The sequence below is a fragment of the Faecalimonas hominis genome (assembly GCF_054660755.1).
Map to the genome: position 1 here is coordinate 1 of NZ_BAAHSH010000024.1, position 22726 is coordinate 22726.

The following is a 22726-nucleotide window of genomic DNA, read 5'->3' on the forward strand; positions in this document are numbered from 1 at the left end:
TTTACAATTGAGGTTTTTTACTAGGAGGAAAAAAGGTATGAAGAAAAAGAAAAGTATTTTGGCGCTAATGATGGTGATTGTAATGTGTATGCTCAGTGCGTGTGGAACGAAATTTGACGCGAAAGCATATATCGAATCATGTTTGGACGTACAGTTTAAAGGGGAATATGACGAATATATGAAATTGACTGAATCGTCAAAGAAAGATTCTGAAAAACTGTATAATGACGGTATCGATACATTTATGAAGGGGTATGAATCACTGTCGCTTCCAGATGAATTGGAAGGAAAATTCCGTGATGCTTATAAAAAGATGTTAAAATCTGCAAAGTATTCTATAAAGGAATCTAAAGAAACAGATGATGGATTTGTAGTAACAGTTGCGGTAAAACCAATGAAATGTTTTGAGAACTATGAGGCTGATTTACAGAAACTTCAGCAGGAATTTCTGGCTGATATGCAGGAGAAGATAGCGAAAGACGGTAAAATGCCTTCACAGCAGGAAATTATGGAGCAGATGGCAGAAATTGTTTACAATGACTTGGAAGAACGTATTTCTAAATGTGAATACGATAAAGAAGTGACAGTCGATGTAAAAGTGAAAAAAGACAGCAACAAAAAATACACTGCAAATGAAACGGATTTGGGAAAAGTAGCACAGAAAGCATTAGGAGTGTAAAAAATATTAAAAAAGTGCTTGCAATTTAATCAGGCATATGATATTATAATACTCGGCTTGAGAAAGTCGAGTATATGCCGATGTGGCGGAATTGGCAGACGCATCAGACTCAAAATCTGACGTAGGTGACTATGTACCGGTTCGAGTCCGGTCATCGGCAGTAAGATAAAAAGCGATAGTATCTTTGATACTGTCGCTTTTTCTAAATATAGTGTATAATATGTAACAGAAAATATAAATGGAGAAATAGTATGAATGAAAAAATTGTATTAATTGATGGACATAGTATTTTAAATAGAGCATTCTACGGAGTTCCTGACTTGACCAACTCAGAAGGACTGCATACAAATGCAATCTATGGTTTTTTAAATATTCTATTTAAAATTTTAGAAGAAGAAAAGCCGGAGTATTTGACTGTTGCATTTGACGTACATGCGCCTACATTCAGGCACGAAATGTATGATGAATATAAGGGGACGAGAAAACCAATGTTGGAAGAACTGCGTCAGCAGGTTCCGGTAATGAAAGAAGTTCTTCAGGCAATGGGAGTCAAACTGATTGAGCAGGCGGGCTACGAGGCAGATGATTTGCTTGGAACACTTTCCGTGCTCGCCGAAGAAAAAGGAATGGACGTGTCCATTATTTCGGGAGACAGAGATTTATTGCAACTGGCAACAGAAAAAGTTAAGATTCGTATTCCGAAAACAAAAAAAGGCAAGACGGAGATAGAGAATTATTATGCCAAAGATGTTGAGGAAAAATATTTTGTTACACCGAAAGAATTTATTGATTTAAAAGCGCTTATGGGAGATACTTCCGACAACATTCCGGGAGTGGCAAGTATTGGCGAAAAGACGGCGACAAAAATTATTACGCAATTTCATTCTATTGAAAATGCGTATGCACACTTAGATGAGTTAAAGCCGCCTAGAGCGGGCAAGGCTTTGCAGGAACAGTATGATAAGGCTCAGATGAGTAAAGAGTTAGCGACAATTCATGTGCATGTTCCTGTTTCATATGATTTTGAAGAAGCGAAACTGGGAAACCTGTACACGGAAGAAGCCTATGTATATTTCCAAAAATTAGAATTTAAAAACTTATTGTCACGATTTGATATGTCCGCTCCGGAAAATAGTATTGAAGATTCTTTTAAGATAATTTATGCAAAAGAAGATGCGGACGCAGTTTTTGAAAATGCCATGCATGCTGAAGTGGTGGGGATTTCGTTTGGCAAAAACATGGAAAACGTACTTCCTCTCTTTGCAGACGCAGCGGAGATAAATCATATCGGTGTATCTTTTGATGATGAAAAAATATATACAATCTACACGGGGGAAGAAATAACATTTTCTTATTTGAAGAAAAAAATAGAAGAACTTACTGCCTGTGTAAAAACGGTTTCTATTTGTAATATAAAAGAGGCGTTAAAATGGATTACATTTGCAAATGAGACCTCTGCTTTTGATCCTATTATTGCTTCTTATTTATTAAATCCTTTAAAAAGTGATTACGCATTTGAAGATGTGGCAAGAGAACAGTTAAACATTTTGATTGATGATAAGATGGAAGAGGCGAGAAAAAGTTGTTATACGGCATATACAGCATATAAATCTGTTTTTTTCCTCAGCGACCGATTAAAAGAAAAGAAAATGGAACATTTATTTACCGATATAGAGATGCCTCTTGCATTTACACTTTTTGATATGGAACAGGCGGGCGTAAAGGTAAAAGCGGAAGAGTTGAAAGTTTACGGACAGCAGTTGGGCGGAAAAATCAATGAATTAGAAACGGAAATCTATGAGATTGCAGGAGAAACTTTCAATATTAATTCTCCAAAACAACTTGGAGTTGTTTTGTTTGAACACTTGAATCTGCCTAACGGAAAGAAAACAAAGACAGGATATTCCACAGCCGCAGATGTGTTGGAAAAACTTGCTCCAGACTATCCGATTGTATCCAAAATTCTTGAATATCGCCAGTTGGCAAAATTAAAGTCAACATACGCTGACGGGCTTGCAAATTTTATTCAGGAAGATGGAAGGATTCACGGAAAATTTAATCAGACGGTTACGGCTACGGGAAGAATCAGCAGTACTGAGCCTAACTTGCAAAATATTCCGGTCAGAATGGAATTAGGCCGATTGATCCGTAAAGTTTTTGTTCCGGAAGAAGACTATGTGTTTGTCGATGCGGATTATTCACAGATTGAACTTCGTATTTTGGCACATTGCTCAGGAGACGAATCCCTTATCAGCGCTTATAAGGAAGCGAGAGATATTCATCGAATAACAGCATCTCAAGTATTCCACATTCCTTTTGATGAAGTGACGGATTTGGAGAGGCGAAATGCAAAGGCTGTAAATTTTGGGATTGTATATGGAATCAGTTCGTTTGGATTGAGTCAGGACTTGAGTATTACAAGAAAAGAAGCAGGTGAATATATAGACAATTATTTCAAAACCTATCCGGGAATCAAAACGTTTTTAGATGACACTGTGGCACATGCTAAAGAACAGGGGTATGTTGTGACATTGTTCGGAAGAAGGAGACCTGTTCCGGAACTGGAATCAGGAAATTTTATGCAAAGGTCCTTCGGAGAGAGGGTTGCGATGAACGCTCCGATTCAGGGGACTGCCGCAGATATTATGAAAATCGCCATGATAGGTGTCAATCGTACTTTAAAAGAAAAACAGATGAAATCAAAACTTGTCCTGCAGGTACATGATGAACTTTTGATTGAGGCATATAAAGATGAAGTAGAAGAAGTGAAGTCGATTTTGAAAAGAGAAATGGAAGAGGCGGCTTCGTTAAGTGTGCCGTTAGATATTGATATGCATACAGGAAATAGTTGGTATGAGGCGAAGTAGATGAGAATAATTGGAATTACAGGCGGCATAGGCTCGGGGAAGAGCTGTGTCTTAAATATAATGGAGGAAATCTATGGCGCGGTTCTCTGTCAGACAGATGTGGTGGCACATCAACTGCAGAAAAAAGGAGAGACATGCTACAAAGAAATTGTTAATGTGTTCGGTGTAAATATTTTGACCGAAAACAAAGAAATCGACAGGAAAAAATTAGGGGCAATTGTTTTTAATGATAACGATAAATTGAAGAAGTTAAATCAGATTGTTCACCCCGCAGTGAAAAAGCAGGTTAAACTGGAAATAGAAGAGGCACGTCGCAAACAGAAAGAATTCTTTTTGATTGAATCTGCACTTTTAATGGAGGATCATTACGAGGAACTGTGTGACGAACTATGGTATATCTATGCCGATGAGAGAGTTCGGAGAGACCGATTGAAAACTTCTCGTTTAATGAACGAAGAAAAAATCGATTTAATTATAAAAGCACAGGCAACAGAAGAAACATTTAGAAAATACTGCCATATAACAATTGATAACAGTGGAACAATAGAGAATACAAAAGAGCAGATAGAGCAGGCAGTCAACAGGAGATAAGAAAATGAAATTATGCAGTATTGCCAGTGGCAGCAGTGGAAATTGTATATATGTCGGAAGTGACCATACACACATAATTATAGATGCCGGAATCAGTAAAAAGAAAATAGAGGAAGGTTTGGGGAAGATTGGAATTTCGGGAGAAGAATTAGACGGAATTTTAGTAACTCACGAACATTCAGACCATATTCAGGGATTAGGCGTGTTCAGCCGAAAATATAAAGTGCCTATTTATGCAACGGCGGGAACGATATGCGGTATCGAAAACTATAAAAGTCTTGGGAAAATGCCGGAAGGATTGTTCCATTCCATTAAGGCTGATGAAGAATTTTCTTTAGGGGAACTGACAATAAAACCTTTTGCCATCTCCCATGATGCTATAGAACCGACAGGATACCGTATTGAAAAAAATCAAAAATCTGTTGCTGTGGCAACTGACTTGGGAAATTATGACAAATATATTGTGGAAAAATTAAAAGATGTAAACGCACTTGTTTTAGAGGCGAACCACGATGTTCATATGGTAGAAGTAGGGCCTTACCCATATCCTCTGAAGAGAAGAGTGTTGGGAGAACAGGGACATTTGTCAAATGAATTGTCGGGAAGGCTTCTTTGTGATATACTACATGATGACTTACAGTGTGTTATGTTAGGACATTTGAGCAAAGAAAATAATTACGAGAGTCTTGCTTATGAAACCGTAAAACTGGAAGTGACACTCGGAGATAATAAATATAAGGGTGACGACATACATATTGTGGTGGCAAAAAGAGACACGGTATCGGAACTGATAACAGTAGAATAAAAAGAACGGAGAAGAAAATATGGGAAGAACAGCGATTGTGACAGACAGTAACAGCGGCATTACACAGGAACGTGCAAGAGAACTGGGAATTCGCGTATTGCCAATGCCTTTTTATATAAATGAAAAATTATATTTTGAAGATATTACACTCACACAGGAAGAGTTCTATGAAGAATTAAAAAATGATGCAGATATTTCTACTTCACAGCCTTCACCGGCAGATGTTTTGGATTTGTGGGACGAGGTATTGAAAGAATACGATGAAATTGTCTACATTCCAATGTCCAGCGGATTGAGCAGTTCATGCGAGACGGCAATTTCACTTTCGAGAGAATACGATGGTAAAGTACAAGTGGTGGATAATCAGCGTATTTCCGTAACACAGTCAAAATCAGTGGAAGATGCAATGAAATTGGCCGAACAGGGTAAAAATGCGAAAGAAATCAAAGAAATTCTTGAAACGGAAAAGAAAGAATCCAGTATCTATATAACGGTGGATACATTAAAATATTTAAAAAAAGGCGGAAGAATAACATCGGCAGCTGCAACGATCGGAACTGTATTGAATTTGAAGCCGGTTTTACAGATTCAAGGCGGCAAATTGGACGCCTTTGCAAAAGTGAGAGGCTGGAAACAGGCGAAAAAAACGATGTTGGAAGCCGTTGAAAGAGACTGGCAGGAAAGATTTAACGGGGAAGAGGTATATATTCAGGGGGCATATACTTCCTCAAAAGAAGAGGCTGAACAGTGGAAAGAAGAGATTGAGAACAGATTTCCGAATGTTACGATAGAAATGAGACCGCTTTCTCTAAGCGTGGCGTGTCACATTGGACCGGGAGCGTTAGCTGTAACCTGCACAAAGAAAATGAGATAACAACTAATAAACAGGAGATTGTACGTCTAACAGCGCACAATCTCCTGTTTGTGTTCATTGATAAAAGGAGTCTGAAATTTGTCCGTAACGACAGATTCATATAAGTCGGAAGCGAAAATATCCTGTTTTAAATAGAAACTTTCTTTTTCCTCTAATGACGCAGAAGAAAGTTTTGTGATAAGAGGAATCCTGCTTTGCCGTTTCATCACGGATAAGACAGTGGAACTGTCCTGACGAAATCCTAAAATACGTGCATAGGCGGGAGCGGCACAGTCCGCTTTTTTCACATGAAGCAAAATGTGGAGCAGAGCACGGCTCACCCGTGTGTATGTTAAGTCGCGGGTTTTTATTTCTTCGCAAAACTGTTCAAAAGTAAGAAAGTTATTTTTATTTTTATATATGCGGTTTGCGAGAGTTTCATTTATATCCATATAAGTGAGAAGTGTTTCTTTTGTTTCTGTTAAAAGTTTATATTTCAATAATAATGAAAAATCATTGGTATAAATCGGATACCGCCTTTGAAACGTATTTTGCAGGAAAGAAATACAAGCCCGAGGTATTTGGTCTTTTAAAATCTCAGAAATGTCAGAGAAACTGTTTTCCGCCTGTGCAAATACATTTCTGATGGCAGACGCCGAACTGTACACGGTCTTTAATTCCATATCGTGATAATGGGACTCTTCTCTTTGAATGGCAACAGGGGTAATGGAACTGTTCAGTCGACAGAGAGCCTTTATATATTCAATGCCTAATATATTGTTAGGTGATTCTAAAATTGCGGAAAGAGAAGTATCCCCTGTAACTTCTCCGAATGCTTTCTGACGCGCCAACGGAAAAGAATCTCCGTTTTTTAAGTGGTTTTGCAGGAAAAACTTATAATCATCAGGCTCGTCACAGAGAATACGCGCAATCTTCGACAGCGAGACAATATCTCCTGATTCCGTTCCAAAACAAATAGAATCAACACAATTTAAAGAATGCAGCAGAGAAACGGCTCCGGCAGCAAAAAGTTCGGCGCTCCCGGTTGCGAAAAAAACCGGCAGTTCAATAACGACAGCCGCACCTGCCTCCAATGCAATCTGTGTCCGCAAATGTTTTGGGATAATTGCAGGAGCACCGCGCTGAACAAAATTACCGCTCATCACAACAATGGCATAATCTGCGCCCGTTCTTTTCAGTGCTTCGTTTAAATGATGTTTATGTCCGTTATGAAATGGATTATATTCAGTAATCAGACCTACAATTTTCATAAGTGTCCTCCCTATCTTTTTTATAAAATGTATTATACAATAAAGACAAATAGAGTGCAAAAGCAATTATTGACAAAAAACAGGGTTACGGTATAGAATTAAGATAATATATTGCGTACCGCACATGAGTGGTACGCTTACTTTGTGAATGAGAAAGGAGGGCATATATGACGGAAGAACAGATGCTTGAATTGTTGGAAGAAAGAAAATACAAAGAATTAAAGACAGAATTGGAAAATTTATACCCCGTCGATATTGCACAAATCCTTGAAGAATTTAATGAAAAACAGAGAATTATCGTTTTTCGTCTTTTGACAAAAGAAGAGGCGGCTGAGACATTTACCTATATGAGCAGTGAGATGCAGGAAGATTTGGTTAACGGACTGACAGACGCCGAAATTGAAGAATTCATGGAAGAAATGTATCTTGATGATATGGTTGACGTTTTGGAAGAGATGCCGGCGAATGTTGTAGACAGACTGCTTATGGCTACTGATGAGGAGACAAGAAAACAGATTAATACACTTCTCCAGTATCCTGAGGACAGTGCCGGAAGCATTATGAATGTAGAGTACATCGGGCTTAGAAAAGAAATGACGGTCGCCGATGCCATTTTGAAAATTCGTCAGGTCGGAATTAATAAAGAAACCATTTATACCTGTTATGTTACGGAAAAACGAAAACTGATAGGAGTTGTGGACGTAAAAGATTTGCTGACGACAGGGGAAAATCGTCTGATAGAAGAGATCATGGAGACAAATATGCTCTATGTCAACACCCACGATGATCAGGAAGAAGTTGTTTCCATGATTAATAAATATGGTCTGATTGCCATTCCGGTTGTGGATCATGAGATGTGTATGGTTGGAATTGTAACGGTAGACGACGCTATGTCCGTATTGCAGGAAGAGACGACGGAAGATATGAGTGTGATGGCAGGTATTGCGCCTAATGAAGAACCTTATTTTGAGACGTCAGTCTGGCAGCATGCTAAAAGCCGCTTTCCGTGGCTGTTATTTCTTATGTTATCAGCGACGGTTACCGGTCTGATTTTAGGGCATTTTGAGGGTGCGCTCGCCGTGATGCCGGTACTGAATACATTTGTTCCAATGCTGACGGGTACAGGCGGAAACTGCGGTTCCCAAAGTTCCACTCTGATTATTCGTGGTCTGGCAGTTGATGAAATTGAATTTAAAGATATTTTTAAAGTTGTTTTTAAAGAAGTGAGGATTGCGCTCATAGTGGGATTCCTGTTGGCGGTTGTAAATGGAATCCGAATTATTTTAATGTATCAGAATCCGATGCTTGCATTCGCGGTTGGAATCACACTGATGTGTACCGTTCTTCTTGCCAAAACAATCGGTTGTATGCTTCCGCTTGTGGCAAAAAAATGCGGATTGGATCCTGCTATTATGGCGGCACCTTTGATTACCACTTTAGTAGATACGGGAACAATTTTAGTTTATTTTACAATTGTAACAAGAATTTTTGGAATTTAATTCACATTGTACTTGAAAATAGACATTATATGCCTTGTATACAAAAAACGTTTGCGTTATAATAAAGAATATATGAGAACAAATGAAAGGGGCTTTAAATCATGGGATTTATTGATGTAATTAAAGCAAAGGCGAAAGCCAATAAAAAAACAATTGTACTTCCTGAAACGGAAGATATCAGAACATACGAAGCAGCAGAAGCAGTATTAAGAGAAGGTACTGCAGACTTAGTATTAGTCGGAAGCAAAGAAGAGATTGAGAAAAACCGCGCAGGATTTGATATTAGCGGAGCGACAATCGTAGATCCTGCAACAGATGAGAGAACAGCAGGTTACATTGCGAAATTGGTAGAACTTCGTCAGGCAAAAGGAATGACGGAGGAAAAAGCAAAAGAACTTCTTTTGAGCAATTATTTATACTACGGTGTTATGATGGTAAAAATGGGTGATGCAGACGGAATGGTATCGGGAGCATGTCATTCAACAGCAGATACATTGAGACCTTGTTTACAGATTTTAAAAACAAAACCGGGAACAAAATTAGTGTCTGCATTCTTTGTTATGGTTGTGCCTGATTGTGAAATGGGTGCAAACGGAACATTTATCTTTGGCGATTCAGGACTTGAACAGAATCCTGATCCTGAAAAACTGGCAGCAATCGCACTTTCTTCAGCAGAATCGTTCAAACTGCTCGTAGGGGAAGAGCCAAAAGTAGCAATGCTTTCACATTCTACAAAAGGAAGCGCTAAACATGCTGATGTTGACAAAGTAGTAGAAGCAACACGTATCGCAAAAGAACTTGCACCTGACTTAATGTTAGACGGTGAATTACAGTTAGATGCTGCGATTGTTCCTGAAATTGGAGAATCTAAAGCACCGGGAAGCGCTGTTGCAGGTCATGCAAATGTTCTTATTTTCCCTGACTTAGATGCAGGAAATATCGGATATAAACTTGTACAGAGATTGGCAAAAGCAGAAGCGTACGGACCATTGACACAGGGAATTGCAAAACCGGTTAATGATTTATCACGCGGCTGCAGTGCAAAAGACATCGAAGGTGTAGTTGCCATTACAGCAGTACAGGCTCAGGCAGAATAATCTAATCATCTGATAGGAATGATTATGATATAAAATAAGATGGAGGAAAAGAAAATGAATGTATTAGTTATTAATTGCGGAAGTTCATCATTGAAATTTCAGTTAATTAACTCTGAAACAGAAGGTGTGCTTGCAAAAGGTCTTTGTGAGAGAATCGGTATTGACGGCAGTCTGACATACCAGCCGGCAGGAAAAGACAAAGTGACAACAGAAAAACCAATGCCTACACATACTGAAGCGATTCAATTTGTTATTGACGCCCTCACAGATGCTGAAACAGGAGTAGTAAAAAGTTTGGAAGAAATCAACGCGGTAGGACACCGTGTTGTACATGGCGGGGAGAAATTCGCCAATTCTGTAGTGATTACAGATGAAGTTATCTCAGCAATTGAGGAGTGTAATGATTTAGCACCATTACATAATCCGGCAAACTTAATCGGTATTAACGCATGTGCGAAATTAATGCCAAACACTCCAATGGTTGCCGTATTTGATACAGCGTTCCATCAAACAATGCCTGAGGCTGCTTATATGTATGGACTTCCATATGAATATTATGATAAATATAAAGTAAGACGTTATGGTTTCCACGGAACAAGCCACAGTTTTGTTTCTAAGAGAGTAGCAGAATTATTAGACAAACCATACGAAGAATCGAAAACAGTTGTATGCCATTTAGGAAATGGTGCAAGCGTATGTGCTGTTAAAAATGGAAAATCAGTAGATACTTCCATGGGACTTACTCCTCTTGAAGGACTTGTAATGGGAACACGTTCAGGGGATATTGACCCTGCAATTCTTGAGTTCATTGCAAAGAAAGAAGATTTAGATATCGCAGGATTAATGAATGTATTGAATAAGAAATCAGGTGTATTTGGTTTATCTGACAACTTATCAAGTGATTTCCGTGATTTGACGGCAGGCGCAGCAAGTGGAAATAAACCTGCACAGATTGCTCTCGACGTATTCTGCTATCGTGTGGCAAAATATGTTGGAAGTTATGCAGCGGCAATGAATGGAGTAGATGCAATCGCGTTTACAGCAGGAATTGGTGAAAACGTTTGTATCGTTCGTTCGAAAGTGTGCGAATATCTTGAGTTTTTAGGTATTACTGTAGATGAAGATGCAAATGCAAAACGTGGAGAAGAAATTATGATTTCTACACCGGATTCAAAAGTAAAAGTATTGGTTGTACCTACAAATGAAGAACTTGCAATTGCACGCGAAACAGTTGCGTTGATTTAAGAAAAAAATTTTAAGAATGAATTGACAAATCTATTTTACATGATATAATAGTTTAGGTATGAATAGGAGTAACACTATGTTAATTAACCTATCAGATGTTTTGTCTGAGTATCATAAGACTATCGAGAAAGACTGTCTTGTTGAGATGGAAGATTTTCGAAGTGAATTAGGTACTTTTCCTATTACAAAGAAGGGGAACCTTCATATTGTAATTGAACATATAAAGGGAAGAGAACTTTTCATAAAAGGAAATGTGGAACTGACTATTGCAATTCCATGTGACCGTTGTTTGAAAGACGTTCCAACGGAATTTAGACTGGATTTTGAGAAGACTGTTGATTTGTGTGAATCAACTGATGCACAGAAAGACGAATTAGATGAAAAGAATTATATTGACGGATATCATTTAGACGTAGACAAATTACTCTATAATGAGATTTTGATAGAATGGCCAATGAAAATTCTATGCAGCGATGACTGTAAAGGCATTTGCAACGTATGTGGTCAAAATCTAAATGAGGGAACTTGTGACTGTGAAGATACGAGTCTTGACCCTAGAATGTCAGTTATCCGCGATGTGTTTAAGAATTTTAAGGAGGTGTAATCTATGTCAATTTGTCCAAAGAATAAATCTTCTAAAGCAAGAAGAGACAAAAGAAGAGCAAACTGGAAAATGAGTGCTCCAAATTTAGTAAAATGTAGCAAATGTGGAGAATTAATGATGCCTCATCGCGTATGTAAAGCATGTGGATCATACAACAAAAAAGAAATTATTTCAGTTGACTAATAGGTATTTATGCCTGAAAAGCGTGAGTTTATACTGTGAACTCACGCTTTTTCTGTCTGAAAATTAGGTATTGCTTTTTAAGGTAATGTTTAGTAAAATTAGCATTAGCAATTAGGAGGTAGAATCATGTCTGAAATTACAAAAGTTGCATTAGATGCTATGGGCGGTGACAATGCACCCGGAGCGATTGTTCAGGGAGCGATAGATGTCGTAGCGAAAAGACAGGATATGCATATATTTCTTGTAGGTCAGGAAAATGTTATTGAAGAAGAACTGAATAAGTATGAATATCCAAAAGAACAGATTTCTATTGTCAATGCAACAGAGATTATTGAAACGGCAGAACCACCGGTGATGGCGATTCGCAGAAAGAAAGATTCTTCTATTGTGGTAGCGATGAATATGGTAAAGAATGGGAAAGCAGACGCGTTTGTTTCTGCCGGAAGTTCAGGAGCTATTCTTGTGGGCGGACAGGTTCTTGTAGGCCGCATCAAAGGCGTAGAAAGACCACCGTTGGCACCGCTTATTCCAACACAAAAAGGAGTTTCTTTATTGATTGATTGCGGGGCAAATGTAGATGCCAGACCATCGCACCTTGTTCAGTTTGCTAAGATGGGCTCTATTTACATGAGAAATGTTATTGGAATTGAGAATCCGAAAGTAGCCATTGTCAACATAGGAGCTGAGGAGGAGAAAGGCAATGCTTTAGTGAAAGAGACGTTTCCTTTATTAAAAGAGTGTGAAGACATTAACTTCATCGGCAGCATAGAGGCGAGAGAGATTCCATATGGGAAGGCTGATGTCATTGTCTGCGAAGCATTTGTGGGAAATGTTATTTTAAAATTATTTGAAGGTGTCGGTTCGGCATTAATAAGCGAGATTAAAAAAGGGCTTATGACAAATGCCCGCAGTAAAATGGGCGCTTTATTAGTAAAACCGGCTTTGAAGGAAACCTTGAAGAAATTCGACGCTAGTGAATATGGCGGTGCTCCATTATTGGGCTTAAATGGATTAGTTGTAAAAACACATGGAAATTCCACGGCAAAAGAAGTGGCAAATTCCATTATTCAATGTGTCACATTCAAGGAACAGAATATTAATGACAAGATTAAAGAAACCATTCAGAAAAAAACTGAATAAGATATAAGAAAAGAGAGGATTAACTATGGAATTTGAAAAAATTAAAGCAATTATTGAAGATGTATTAAATGTAGGGCCGGAGGAAATTACAATGGATACTACTTTCGTAGACGATTTAGGGGCAGATTCATTAGATATTTTCCAAATCATTATGGGAATTGAAGAAGCCTTTGATATTGAAATTGAGAATGAAGACGCAGAAAAAATTGTTACTGTAGGAGATGCAGTAGAGCAAATTAAAAACGCTATTAATTAGTCAATAACAGAAAAAGCCCTTGAGGGCTTTTTCATTTTATGAGGGAGAAATATGAGACAAAAATTAAAAGAATTAGAAAAGAAGATAGGATATAAATTTCAACGATTTGATTTGCTCTGTCAGGCAATGCGTCACAGTTCTTATGCCAATGAAAAACATATGGAGAAGAACGAGTGTAATGAACGTTTGGAATTTTTGGGAGATGCTGTATTAGAACTTGTATCGAGTGAATTTTTATTTTTTGAAAATAAAAAGATGCCGGAAGGAGAACTGACAAGAACAAGAGCAAGTATTGTCTGTGAACCGTCATTGGCGTTTTGCGCAAGGGAATTGAACTTAGGCTCTTATTTGCTGTTAGGAAAGGGTGAAGAAAATACCGGGGGACGATACAGAGAGTCTCTTACTTCTGATGCGTTGGAGGCATTGATAGGGGCAATTTATTTGGACGGTGGTTTTGCTAGTGCAAAAGAGTTTATACATCGTTTTGTTTTAAATGATTTGGAACATAAAAAACTCTTTTTTGATAGCAAGACTATCCTGCAGGAGATAGTACAGGGGAATTTCAATGAACCTATCGAATACACACTTCTCAAGGAAGAAGGACCGGACCATAATAAGTCTTTCTTTATTTCCGTTTCCATTGGAAATGAAGTTTATGGTAACGGAAAGGGAAGAACAAAGAAAGCAGCGGAACAGGAGGCTGCATATCAGGCAATTTTGGAATTACATAAAAGAAAGTTAAAATAGGTGCTATATGTATTTAAAAAGTATTGAGGTACAGGGATTTAAGTCTTTTGCCAACAAAATCGTGTTTGATTTTCATAATGGGATTACCGGAATTGTCGGACCAAACGGAAGTGGAAAAAGTAATGTTGCAGATGCTGTCAGATGGGTTCTTGGAGAACAGAGGGCAAAGCAGCTGCGAGGCGGCTCTATGCAGGACGTTATTTTTTCGGGAACAGAGAACAGAAAACCGTTAAGTTACGCCTCCGTTGCCATTACGCTTGACAATGCGGACCATCAGTTAGCCATTGATTTTCAGGAAGTTACCGTGACGAGAAAACTATATCGCTCCGGTGAAAGTGAATATCTAATCAACGGCAGCATATGCCGATTAAAAGATGTCAATGAGTTATTCTATGACACGGGTATCGGAAAAGAAGGTTATTCGATTATCGGACAGGGGCAGATTGATAAAATTTTAAGTGGTAAACCGGAAGAACGCCGTGAACTGTTTGATGAGGCTGCGGGAATTGTTAAGTTTAAAAGAAGAAAAAATATGTCTGTCAAAAAACTGGAGGAAGAAACACAAAATCTTCTTCGTGTTACGGATATTTTATCTGAGTTAGAAAAGCAGATCGGCCCACTGGAAAAGCAGTCTGAAAAAGCAAAAGAATATTTAAAGAAAAAAGAAGAATTAAAATCATATGATATTAATCTTTTCTTAATGGAAAGTGTGCGGATACGTGAACAAATCGGGGAAGTGGAAAGGCAACTGGCAAACGCACAGGAAGAGTTTGATGCTGCACAGAAAAAGTATAACGATACAAAGGTGGAATATGAAGAAATCGAAAGTCAGTTAGATGAAATTGACGGTACGATGGAACATACAAAAAGTCAATTAAATGAAACGCATCTGTTGAAACAACAGTTGGAAGGACAGATTGAACTATTAAAAGAACAAATCAACAGTGCCAAAATGAGTGATGAACATTTTGCACAGCGCTCCACACATATCCATGTAGAAATTACTCAACGTAAGAAGAATGAAGAAGAATATCTTAAGGAACAGAATATACTTCAACAACAGTTGGATACACAAAAAACTGCAGAGAACGAAGTCAATTCCCAACTTGCTGCAATACAGTTGCGCATAACAGAATTAACTGCCAATATTGAGCAATGGAAACAGGACATTATGGATATGTTGAATCACAGGGCAGTGACAAAAGCAAAAATCCAACATTTTGATACTTTGCTTGAGCAGATGAAAGTCCGCAAAGCAGAGATGAACAAAAAATTAATTGAAATCAGCAGTGATGTAAGTGTGCAGGACGAATCCATTCGAGGATATGAAAAGGATTTACAGGAAATTTCTGAAGAAATCCAAACATATGTAGCAGAGGTAAAATCACAGGAAGAAAAAATACAGGAATTACAGAGAACTTTAGCAAAACGAACAGAACAGTTGCGCGCAGGTCAGACTGCATACCACAGAGAGGCTTCACGTTTAGAATCTTTAAAAAACATTACGGAGAGATACGACGGATATGGAAACAGTATCCGCAAAGTGATGGAGAAAAAAGAACAGGAGCAAGGGCTTCTCGGTGTCGTTGCCGATTTAATCAAAGTGGATAAAGCCTATGAGATAGCCATTGAAACGGCTCTTGGCGGAAGTATTCAAAATATTGTAACCGATAACGAAAACACGGCCAAAAGAATGATTCAGTATTTGAAACAGAATAAATTTGGACGTGCAACGTTTCTTCCCCTTACAGCCATAACCGGTGGCGGAGGTATTCGTCAGCCGGAAGTTTTACGTGAAAAAGGAGTAATCGGTCTTGCAAATACACTTGTCACAGTGGAAGACAAGTTTAAAGTTCTTGCAGACAGTCTCCTTGGAAGAACAATTGTTGTAGAGAAAATTGATGATGGAATTGCTCTTGCACGCAAATACAGGCAATCTCTTCGTATCGTTACGGTGGAAGGAGAATTAATTAATCCGGGCGGTGCAATGACAGGTGGTGCATTTAAAAACACAAGTAATCTGTTGAGCAGGCGAAGAGAAATTGAAGAATTTGAAAAAACCGTTGTACAGTTAAAGAAAGAAATGACTGTCATGGAAAAAGAAATTGCAGTGATAAAACAGGAGCGGGCAGGCTGCTATGAAAAAATTGAAGAGAACAATCAAAAACTGCAAAAAAAATACGTCATTCAAAATACACTGAAGATGAATCTGAACCAGGCAAATACCAAAAAAGAAAATATTTTGAAGATGACGGGAGATATGCACCGGGAAGGAAAAGAACTGGAAGAACAGGCTGCAGAACTTTTGGAAAATCAGGAATCTATCATGATTGAGTTGGATACTTCTGAAAAATTGGAAAGAGAACTGAATAAAAAGATAGAGGAACAACAGTTGCTTTTAGAGAAGGAAAAAGTTTCAGAGAACGAGACAATGCAGAGGGCTGAGAGCATTCATCTGACATTGGCAAATTTAGAGCAGAAAAATGAATTTATTCTTGAAAATCTTTCCCGTATACATGAAGAAATGGCTAAATTCGGTGAAGAACTGGAGCAGTTGAGACAGAATAAAGAAAATTCTTCTTTGGAAATTGGAGAGAAAGAGAAACAGATTGAGGAAATCCGGACAACTATAACCAATTCAAAAGAGTTGTTTGAAGAGATTGAATTGAAGATTCAAAATTTAAGTCAGGAAAAAGAAATTTTAACACAGAAAAATAAGGACTTTTTAACAAAAAGGGAAGAACTTTCCAAACATATGTCTGATTTGGATAAAGAAAGTTTCCGCTTAAACAGTAAAAAAGAAACTTTTGAAGAGACTTTAGAAAAACAGATTAACTATATGTGGGAAGAATATGAGATCACCTACAGTAAGGCCAGAGAACTGCGAAATGAGACTTTTACGGATTTATCCGAGATAAAACGTCAGATTCAACTTTTGAAGTCGGAAATTCGAGGTTTAGGTTCAGTCAATGTAAATGCGATAGAAGATTACAAAAACGTATCCGAAAGATATGACTTTTTAAAAACACAATATGATGACTTGGTGGAGGCAAAGGAAACTCTCATTCAGATTATCGAAGAATTAGACACTGCCATGAGGAAACAGTTTGCAGAGCGTTTCAAGGAGATTGCAAGTGAATTTGATAAAGTGTTTAAGCAGTTATTTGGCGGAGGAAAAGGCACTCTTGAATTGATGGAAGACGAAGATATATTGGAAGCAGGCATACGGATTATTGCGCAGCCTCCGGGAAAGAAACTGCAAAATATGATGCAGTTATCCGGTGGGGAAAAAGCGTTGACGGCAATTTCCCTGTTATTCGCCATTCAAAATTTAAAACCGTCACCGTTCTGTCTTTTGGACGAGATTGAAGCAGCGCTTGATGATTCAAATGTAACAAGATTTGCGCAATATCTTCATAAACTCACAAAGAACACACAGTTTATTGTCATTACCCACAGACGGGGAACAATGACTGCCGCAGACAGACTGTACGGCATTACTATGCAGGAGAAGGGAGTTTCAACCCTTGTTTCCGTAGATTTATTGGAAAAGGACTTAACAAAATAGGAGAAATATTATGGGTGAAGAAAAAAAAGGATTTTTTAAACGGTTAGTTTCCGGACTGACCAAGACAAGAGACAGTATCGTTTCAAGTATGGACAGTATTTTTAACGGATTTTCTAAAATTGATGAGGAATTTTACGAGGAACTGGAAGAAGTGCTTATTATGGGCGATTTAGGTGTACAGGCGACCTATGCCGTTTTAGATGATTTGCGTGCAAAAGTAAAAGAGCAGAGAATTAAAGAGCCAATGGAATGCAAGCAACTTCTTATCGACAGTATTAAGGAACAGATGCGTGTAGGTGAAACAGCATATGAATTTGAGGACAGAACATCTGTCGTTCTTGTCATTGGTGTGAATGGGGTAGGAAAGACAACTACCATAGGAAAACTTGCAGGGAAACTTCGTGCAAACAATAAAAAGGTCGTATTGGCTGCTGCCGATACATTCCGTGCCGCAGCAGGCGAACAACTTGTAGAGTGGGCGAGAAGAGCAGATGCGGAATTGATTGGAGGACAGGACGGTGCAGACCCTGCAGCTATCGTATATGATGCGGTTGCCGCAGCGAAGGCGCGTCACGCTGACGTACTTCTCTGTGATACGGCAGGAAGGCTTCACAATAAGAAAAATCTTATGGAAGAATTAAAGAAAATCAACCGCGTCCTTGAACGCGAGTATCCTGAAGCGTACAGAGAAACATTAGTTGTTTTGGACGGTACAACAGGACAGAATGCCCTTGCACAGGCAAGAGAATTTAATGAAGTAGCGGATATTACCGGAATTGTATTGACTAAGATGGACGGAAGCGCTAAAGGCGGTATTGCAGTGGCCATTCAATCAGAATTAAAAATACCGGTAAAATATATCGGTGTAGGGGAATCTATAGACGACCTTCAGAAATTCGATTCCGACGAATTTGTTAATGCGCTGTTTTATACAGATGAATCATCTGACAGATAGAAAGGGGAAATAGACATGGAGTATAAAACGGTAACGAAAGGGGAATGTTACAGATTTCCGGAAGGAAAACAATGTCAGGTTATGGAATTGGCAACAGATTTTCAGACAGGGGAAGAAATGGTTGTCTATAAAGAAAATGACAAGGAAGAAAAAGTGTATGTAAGAACTCTTGTTTCTTTTATAAAGGAAATGGAAAAAGTTTCTGATGAAGATATGCGTCTGATTGAAGATTTTCTTGATATAGTTGAAAATGAGCAGAAATTATATTTTTTGCAGAAACATAAGAAGGATATTACAGAAAAGTTTATGAGTATCGCGGCACAGAGTATGGATTTTGCCGAGAAAGAAACTTCCATGGAGATGCGATATCAGGAGCTTTTACATTTTATCAGAATGAAAATGAAATATGAAGGCGGAAGACTTCACTAGAGATGAAATTCCTCTTTATCACGAAAGTGGTAAGGGGGATTTTTTATTCTCTTGACAGATTTTGTATAATTGTATACAATTATACAAAAATAGAGTTGTGGAGAGTGAAACAAATGGAAAAGGATAAAGGATATTCATTGAGTGAAAAAGTGTTTCACAAATTGCGTAATGATATTTTATCCGGTGTTTATCAGGAAAATGATGAATTAAGAGAAATGACAATTGGAAAAGAATTGGGTGTCAGCAGAACTCCTGTACGTGAGGCGTTCAAAAAACTAGAACTGGAAGGACTTGTTAAAACAATTCGGAATAAAGGAACTTATGTGACGGGAATCAGCAAGAAAGATATACATGATATTTTTATAATCCGCTCCCTTTTGGAAAATTTATGTACGGAATGGGTGATTGACAATATTACACAGGAAGATATGAATGAGTTGGAAGAAATTATTTTATTATCGGAATTTCATCTGAAAAAATCCGGTACGGATAAAATGGCTATATTAGACGGAAAATTTCATCGTATTTTATATGAAGCATGTGGCAGTAAAATATTGAAACACATTTTATCTGATTTATATCAATATGTGCAGTTTGCGAGAGTGTATTCGGTGAAGACGGAAGGGCGGTTAGAAAAATCAGTCGCAGAGCATAAGGCAATTTTGGAAGCAATTAAAAAGAAAGATAAACTGCTTGCAGGGGAGCTGATAACCGAGCATATGAAATGTGTATTAGAGAACTTAGAAAAGCACGGGTTTTAATAAAAAGGAGGACACTGAAATGGAAAAAATTAAAATGACTACCCCGCTCGTTGAGATGGACGGAGATGAAATGACACGTATTCTTTGGAAGATGATCAAAGACACTTTATTACTTCCGTACATTGATTTAAAAACAGAGTATTATGATTTAGGTTTGGAAAACCGTAATGCAACAAATGACCAAGTTACCATTGATTCTGCAAATGCGACAAAAAAATACGGTGTTGCCGTTAAATGCGCTACTATCACACCAAATGCAGCACGTATGACAGAGTATAATTTAAAAGAAATGTGGAAAAGCCCGAACGGAACTATTCGCGCTATGTTAGACGGAACGGTTTTTCGTGCACCGATTGTTGTAAAGGGAATTGAACCATGTGTAAAAAATTGGAAGAAACCAATCACACTGGCAAGACATGCTTATGGAGACGTGTATAAAAATACAGAGATGATTATTGACGCACCGGGCAAAGTAGAATTAGTTTATACAGCAGAGGACGGAACGGAAAAAAGAGAATTAATTCATCAGTTTAACGGAGCGGGAATCGCACAGGGAATACATAATACCGATGATTCTATTGAGAGTTTTGCGAGAAGTTGTTTTAATTATGCGTTAGAAACAAAACAGGATTTATGGTTTGCCACAAAAGATACTATTTCCAAAAAATACGACCACACATTTAAAGATATTTTTCAGGAAATTTATGAGAAAGAATATGATGCAAAATTTAAAGAATGCGGTATAGAATATTTTTATACATTGATTGATGATGCAGTAGCAAGAGTGATGAAAGCAGAAGGCGGATTTATATGGGCTTGTAAAAATTATGATGGTGATGTAATGAGTGATATGGTTTCTTCAGCATTCGGTTCACTGGCAATGATGACTTCTGTTTTAGTTTCCCCTGAAGGATACTATGAATATGAGGCGGCTCACGGTACAGTACAAAGACATTACTACAAACATTTAAAAGGGGAAGAAACATCGACAAATTCTGTGGCAACTATTTTTGCGTGGACGGGAGCATTGCGTAAACGTGGTGAATTGGATAATAATAAAGAATTAATGCAGTTTGCAGATAAGTTGGAAAAAGCAACCCTTGATACCATTGAGAGTGGTAAGATGACGAAAGATTTGGCGTTGATTACATCTATTCCAAATCCGACTGTGCTAAACAGTGAGGAATTCATTCAGGCGATTGCTGAGTTGTTATAAGAGAAAAAGGCAAACCCAATTTTAGAGGTTTGCCTTTTCCTATTCCGCCAGTTCTTCCCATTTCTCATACAGAAGTTCCAACTCCTGCATAATGTTTGCTTTCTCTTCGGAAAGTTCACGGCATTTAACGGAATTGGTATACACATCTTCCTGTGTCATCAGTTCATCAATTTCACCGTCACGTTCCTCCAGAGCAGAAATACGTTCTTCTGTTTTTCGTAAATCATTTTGTCTTTTACGTTCTTTTGCCTGCTGTTCTTTCTGTGCCTTCCAGTCCAGTTTTGTTTCCGATTCCGTCGGTGCGGAAGCAGAAAGAGTGTCTGTATTTACATTTGTGTAAGCAGCGGTTAATTCTTCTTTTTTCTCCAAATAGTAATCATAGTTTCCAATATAATTGACAAATGTATGATTCACTAAGTCGAGAATACGGGTTGCCGTCTGATTGATAAAGTAACGGTCGTGGGATACATATAAGATTGTTCCGCTGTAATCGTTCAATGCTTTTTCCAAAATTTCTTTTGATGTAATATCCAAATGGTTTGTAGGTTCGTCCAAAATCAAAAAGTTTGCTTCGGAAAGCATTAATTTTGCAAGAGATACACGTCCTCGTTCCCCACCACTTAAATCTTTAATCTGTTTATATACATCATCGCCTGTGAAAAGGAAAGCGGCGAGAGTATTTCGTATCTGTGTATTTGTCAAAGTCGGATAATCATCTGAAATTTCATCAAAAATTGTTTTTTCCATATGCAAAACGTGATGTTCCTGATCATAGTATCCGATATGTACGTTTGTTCCTAAAGTAAATACACCGCTGTCTGCCGGCTGTACCTCGTTTAAAATCTTTAAAAGAGTTGTCTTTCCCGTTCCGTTATCGCCGATAACGGCAACGTGTTCTCCGCGTTTAATTTCAAAACTAATATCCTGAAACAGTTTCAATGCTCCGAATGACTTGCTTAAATGCTCTACGGTCAACACATCGTTTCCGCTTACACAGGAAGGTTCGAGGGAAATGTGAAATTCTGACGTAACCTCCGTAGGTTTTTCCACCAAAGTCATCTTGTCCAACATTTTCTCACGGCTCTCCGCACGGCGAATGGACTTTTCCCGGTTAAAAGAACGAAGTTTTTCAATAACTGCTTCCTGATGTTTGATTTCCTGTTGCTGCTTCATATATTCTTTTAATTTTGCTTCGCGGACAAGTTTCTTCTTCTGGGCAAATGCAGTATAGTTGCCTAAAAACATCATAATATTGCCCTGTTCCACTTCAATAACTTTTGTCACGACGCGATTTAAGAAGTAACGGTCATGGGACACGATAAGTACGGCGCCCTGATAGTTGGAAAGATACGTTTCCAGCCATGCGATTGAATTTAAGTCCAAATGGTTCGTCGGCTCATCGAGAAGAAGAATATCCGGTTTTGTTAAAAGGAGTTTACCCAAAGAAACCCTCGTTTTCTGTCCGCCAGAAAGCGTATCCACAGATTTCCCAAAGTCTTCCTCCGAAAAACCAAGACCTTTTAAAACACCTGTTATTTCACTTTCATAAGCATATCCGTTGGCACGCTCAAAGGAAGCGGTAAGATGATGATATGTCTGTAAACGTTTCTCAAGTTCTTCCCCTGTGAGATGCTTTAATTCCAGTTCGATGGAGCGAATTTGATTTTCCAAAGTGATAATATCAGATTTTGCTGTTTTTACTTCTTCGTAAATAGTATTTCCGCTTTCCAATTTCTGATGTTGTGAAAGGTAACCGATTGTTTTACCTTTTGCAAGAATAATCTCACCGCTGTCAACAGGCAATTCGCCCATAATCATTTTCAAAATAGTTGATTTTCCCGCTCCGTTTAAGCCAATCAAGGCTGCTTTTTCATGTTCCTCTATATGAAAAGAACCATCTTTGACGATGATCTGTTCTCCAAATGCTTTATTAAGATTATGACATGCTAAAATCATAATA

The 22726-nt window shown here is 38.1% G+C and carries 20 protein-coding genes and 1 tRNA gene; 19 read left to right on the forward strand and 2 right to left on the reverse strand.

Annotation, left to right across the window (positions count from 1 at the left end; genetic code table 11):
- Positions 1 to 37 precede the first annotated feature (37 nt).
- The 6 genes from ACYQ35_RS03545 (at position 38) to ACYQ35_RS03570 (ending at position 5816) form a co-directional block, all read left to right on the forward strand.
- Positions 38 to 679: a hypothetical protein gene (locus tag ACYQ35_RS03545; RefSeq protein WP_009756949.1), complete on the forward strand. Its 642-nt coding sequence runs from the start codon at positions 38 to 40 to the stop codon at positions 677 to 679.
- A gap of 76 nt (positions 680 to 755) precedes the next feature.
- Positions 756 to 839 (forward strand) — tRNA-Leu (locus ACYQ35_RS03550).
- Between the two features lie 91 nt (positions 840 to 930).
- Entirely contained in the window at positions 931 to 3546 is a 2616-nt protein-coding gene (gene polA / locus ACYQ35_RS03555) for a DNA polymerase I (RefSeq protein WP_009756950.1), read from the forward strand.
- Complete coding sequence (gene coaE, locus ACYQ35_RS03560; protein WP_459830363.1) at positions 3547 to 4137, forward strand: dephospho-CoA kinase; 591 nt, start codon at positions 3547 to 3549, stop codon at positions 4135 to 4137.
- Between the two features lie 4 nt (positions 4138 to 4141).
- Positions 4142 to 4942, forward strand: coding sequence for an MBL fold metallo-hydrolase (locus ACYQ35_RS03565; RefSeq protein ID WP_009756952.1), 801 nt, complete (start codon positions 4142 to 4144; stop codon positions 4940 to 4942).
- Between the two features lie 19 nt (positions 4943 to 4961).
- Positions 4962 to 5816 carry a DegV family protein gene (locus ACYQ35_RS03570; protein WP_459830366.1) on the forward strand — a complete coding sequence of 285 codons (855 nt, stop codon included), beginning with the start codon at positions 4962 to 4964 and terminating at the stop codon, positions 5814 to 5816.
- 26 nt (positions 5817 to 5842) lie between these two features.
- Here the strand turns inward: ACYQ35_RS03570 and ACYQ35_RS03575 are convergent, their stop codons facing one another.
- A complete protein-coding gene (locus ACYQ35_RS03575; RefSeq protein WP_459830368.1) occupies positions 5843 to 7066 on the reverse strand; it encodes a nucleotidyltransferase in 1224 nt (407 codons plus the stop codon).
- Between the two features lie 167 nt (positions 7067 to 7233).
- On the opposite strand from ACYQ35_RS03575, the gene mgtE reads away from it, so the two are divergent.
- From mgtE to ACYQ35_RS03640, 13 genes are all read left to right on the forward strand, one after another.
- A complete protein-coding gene (mgtE, locus tag ACYQ35_RS03580; protein ID WP_009756955.1) occupies positions 7234 to 8565 on the forward strand; it encodes a magnesium transporter in 1332 nt (443 codons plus the stop codon).
- 101 nt (positions 8566 to 8666) lie between these two features.
- A complete protein-coding gene (gene pta, locus ACYQ35_RS03585; RefSeq protein ID WP_009756956.1) occupies positions 8667 to 9662 on the forward strand; it encodes a phosphate acetyltransferase in 996 nt (331 codons plus the stop codon).
- A 54-nt stretch (positions 9663 to 9716) separates the two neighbouring features.
- The gene (locus tag ACYQ35_RS03590) at positions 9717 to 10907 is read left to right on the forward strand and encodes an acetate kinase (RefSeq protein ID WP_009756957.1); all 1191 of its coding nucleotides are present in this window, start codon (positions 9717 to 9719) and stop codon (positions 10905 to 10907) included.
- A gap of 76 nt (positions 10908 to 10983) precedes the next feature.
- Positions 10984 to 11511, forward strand: coding sequence for a YceD family protein (locus ACYQ35_RS03595; RefSeq protein WP_009756958.1), 528 nt, complete (start codon positions 10984 to 10986; stop codon positions 11509 to 11511).
- Between the two features lie 3 nt (positions 11512 to 11514).
- Complete coding sequence (rpmF, locus tag ACYQ35_RS03600; RefSeq protein ID WP_004068723.1) at positions 11515 to 11694, forward strand: 50S ribosomal protein L32; 180 nt, start codon at positions 11515 to 11517, stop codon at positions 11692 to 11694.
- A gap of 126 nt (positions 11695 to 11820) precedes the next feature.
- Positions 11821 to 12834, forward strand: a complete 1014-nt coding sequence (plsX, locus tag ACYQ35_RS03605) for a phosphate acyltransferase PlsX (protein WP_459830373.1) — start codon at positions 11821 to 11823, stop codon at positions 12832 to 12834.
- 25 nt (positions 12835 to 12859) lie between these two features.
- Entirely contained in the window at positions 12860 to 13090 is a 231-nt protein-coding gene (gene acpP, locus ACYQ35_RS03610) for an acyl carrier protein (RefSeq protein ID WP_009756960.1), read from the forward strand.
- A gap of 51 nt (positions 13091 to 13141) precedes the next feature.
- A complete protein-coding gene (rnc, locus tag ACYQ35_RS03615) occupies positions 13142 to 13837 on the forward strand; it encodes a ribonuclease III (RefSeq protein ID WP_009756961.1) in 696 nt (231 codons plus the stop codon).
- Positions 13838 to 13844: 7 nt separating this feature from the next.
- The gene (gene smc / locus ACYQ35_RS03620; RefSeq protein ID WP_459830377.1) at positions 13845 to 17405 is read left to right on the forward strand and encodes a chromosome segregation protein SMC; all 3561 of its coding nucleotides are present in this window, start codon (positions 13845 to 13847) and stop codon (positions 17403 to 17405) included.
- 10 nt (positions 17406 to 17415) lie between these two features.
- The gene (ftsY, locus tag ACYQ35_RS03625; protein WP_009756963.1) at positions 17416 to 18360 is read left to right on the forward strand and encodes a signal recognition particle-docking protein FtsY; all 945 of its coding nucleotides are present in this window, start codon (positions 17416 to 17418) and stop codon (positions 18358 to 18360) included.
- A 15-nt stretch (positions 18361 to 18375) separates the two neighbouring features.
- Positions 18376 to 18789, forward strand: a complete 414-nt coding sequence (locus ACYQ35_RS03630) for a DUF1653 domain-containing protein (RefSeq protein ID WP_009756964.1) — start codon at positions 18376 to 18378, stop codon at positions 18787 to 18789.
- A gap of 113 nt (positions 18790 to 18902) precedes the next feature.
- Positions 18903 to 19550, forward strand: a complete 648-nt coding sequence (locus tag ACYQ35_RS03635) for a GntR family transcriptional regulator (RefSeq protein ID WP_009756965.1) — start codon at positions 18903 to 18905, stop codon at positions 19548 to 19550.
- A gap of 19 nt (positions 19551 to 19569) precedes the next feature.
- Complete coding sequence (locus ACYQ35_RS03640; protein ID WP_459830383.1) at positions 19570 to 20766, forward strand: NADP-dependent isocitrate dehydrogenase; 1197 nt, start codon at positions 19570 to 19572, stop codon at positions 20764 to 20766.
- 39 nt (positions 20767 to 20805) lie between these two features.
- Here ACYQ35_RS03640 and ACYQ35_RS03645 read toward each other — a convergent pair whose 3' ends face one another.
- Positions 20806 to 22722 (reverse strand): ABC-F family ATP-binding cassette domain-containing protein, encoded by a 1917-nt coding sequence (locus ACYQ35_RS03645; RefSeq protein ID WP_009756967.1) that lies wholly within the window; start codon positions 22720 to 22722, stop codon positions 20806 to 20808.
- Positions 22723 to 22726 lie beyond the last annotated feature (4 nt).

What these genes read in the sequence shown, in the direction of transcription:
- ftsY (WP_009756963.1), top strand. Translation starts at nt 17,416, where the DNA reads ATGGGTGAAGAAAAAAAAGGATTTTTTAAACGGTTAGTTTCCGGACTG.
- acpP (WP_009756960.1), top strand. Translation starts at nt 12,860, where the DNA reads ATGGAATTTGAAAAAATTAAAGCAATTATTGAAGATGTATTAAATGTA.
- plsX (WP_459830373.1), top strand. Translation starts at nt 11,821, where the DNA reads ATGTCTGAAATTACAAAAGTTGCATTAGATGCTATGGGCGGTGACAAT.
- rpmF (WP_004068723.1), top strand. Translation starts at nt 11,515, where the DNA reads ATGTCAATTTGTCCAAAGAATAAATCTTCTAAAGCAAGAAGAGACAAA.
- ACYQ35_RS03635 (WP_009756965.1), top strand. Translation starts at nt 18,903, where the DNA reads ATGGAAAAGGATAAAGGATATTCATTGAGTGAAAAAGTGTTTCACAAA.
- ACYQ35_RS03640 (WP_459830383.1), top strand. Translation starts at nt 19,570, where the DNA reads ATGGAAAAAATTAAAATGACTACCCCGCTCGTTGAGATGGACGGAGAT.
- pta (WP_009756956.1), top strand. Translation starts at nt 8,667, where the DNA reads ATGGGATTTATTGATGTAATTAAAGCAAAGGCGAAAGCCAATAAAAAA.
- smc (WP_459830377.1), top strand. Translation starts at nt 13,845, where the DNA reads ATGTATTTAAAAAGTATTGAGGTACAGGGATTTAAGTCTTTTGCCAAC.
- ACYQ35_RS03545 (WP_009756949.1), top strand. Translation starts at nt 38, where the DNA reads ATGAAGAAAAAGAAAAGTATTTTGGCGCTAATGATGGTGATTGTAATG.
- ACYQ35_RS03575 (WP_459830368.1), bottom strand. Translation starts at nt 7,066, where the DNA reads ATGAAAATTGTAGGTCTGATTACTGAATATAATCCATTTCATAACGGA.
- ACYQ35_RS03595 (WP_009756958.1), top strand. Translation starts at nt 10,984, where the DNA reads ATGTTAATTAACCTATCAGATGTTTTGTCTGAGTATCATAAGACTATC.
- ACYQ35_RS03565 (WP_009756952.1), top strand. Translation starts at nt 4,142, where the DNA reads ATGAAATTATGCAGTATTGCCAGTGGCAGCAGTGGAAATTGTATATAT.
- ACYQ35_RS03630 (WP_009756964.1), top strand. Translation starts at nt 18,376, where the DNA reads ATGGAGTATAAAACGGTAACGAAAGGGGAATGTTACAGATTTCCGGAA.
- ACYQ35_RS03645 (WP_009756967.1), bottom strand. Translation starts at nt 22,722, where the DNA reads ATGATTTTAGCATGTCATAATCTTAATAAAGCATTTGGAGAACAGATC.
- mgtE (WP_009756955.1), top strand. Translation starts at nt 7,234, where the DNA reads ATGACGGAAGAACAGATGCTTGAATTGTTGGAAGAAAGAAAATACAAA.
- coaE (WP_459830363.1), top strand. Translation starts at nt 3,547, where the DNA reads ATGAGAATAATTGGAATTACAGGCGGCATAGGCTCGGGGAAGAGCTGT.
- rnc (WP_009756961.1), top strand. Translation starts at nt 13,142, where the DNA reads ATGAGACAAAAATTAAAAGAATTAGAAAAGAAGATAGGATATAAATTT.
- ACYQ35_RS03590 (WP_009756957.1), top strand. Translation starts at nt 9,717, where the DNA reads ATGAATGTATTAGTTATTAATTGCGGAAGTTCATCATTGAAATTTCAG.
- ACYQ35_RS03570 (WP_459830366.1), top strand. Translation starts at nt 4,962, where the DNA reads ATGGGAAGAACAGCGATTGTGACAGACAGTAACAGCGGCATTACACAG.
- polA (WP_009756950.1), top strand. Translation starts at nt 931, where the DNA reads ATGAATGAAAAAATTGTATTAATTGATGGACATAGTATTTTAAATAGA.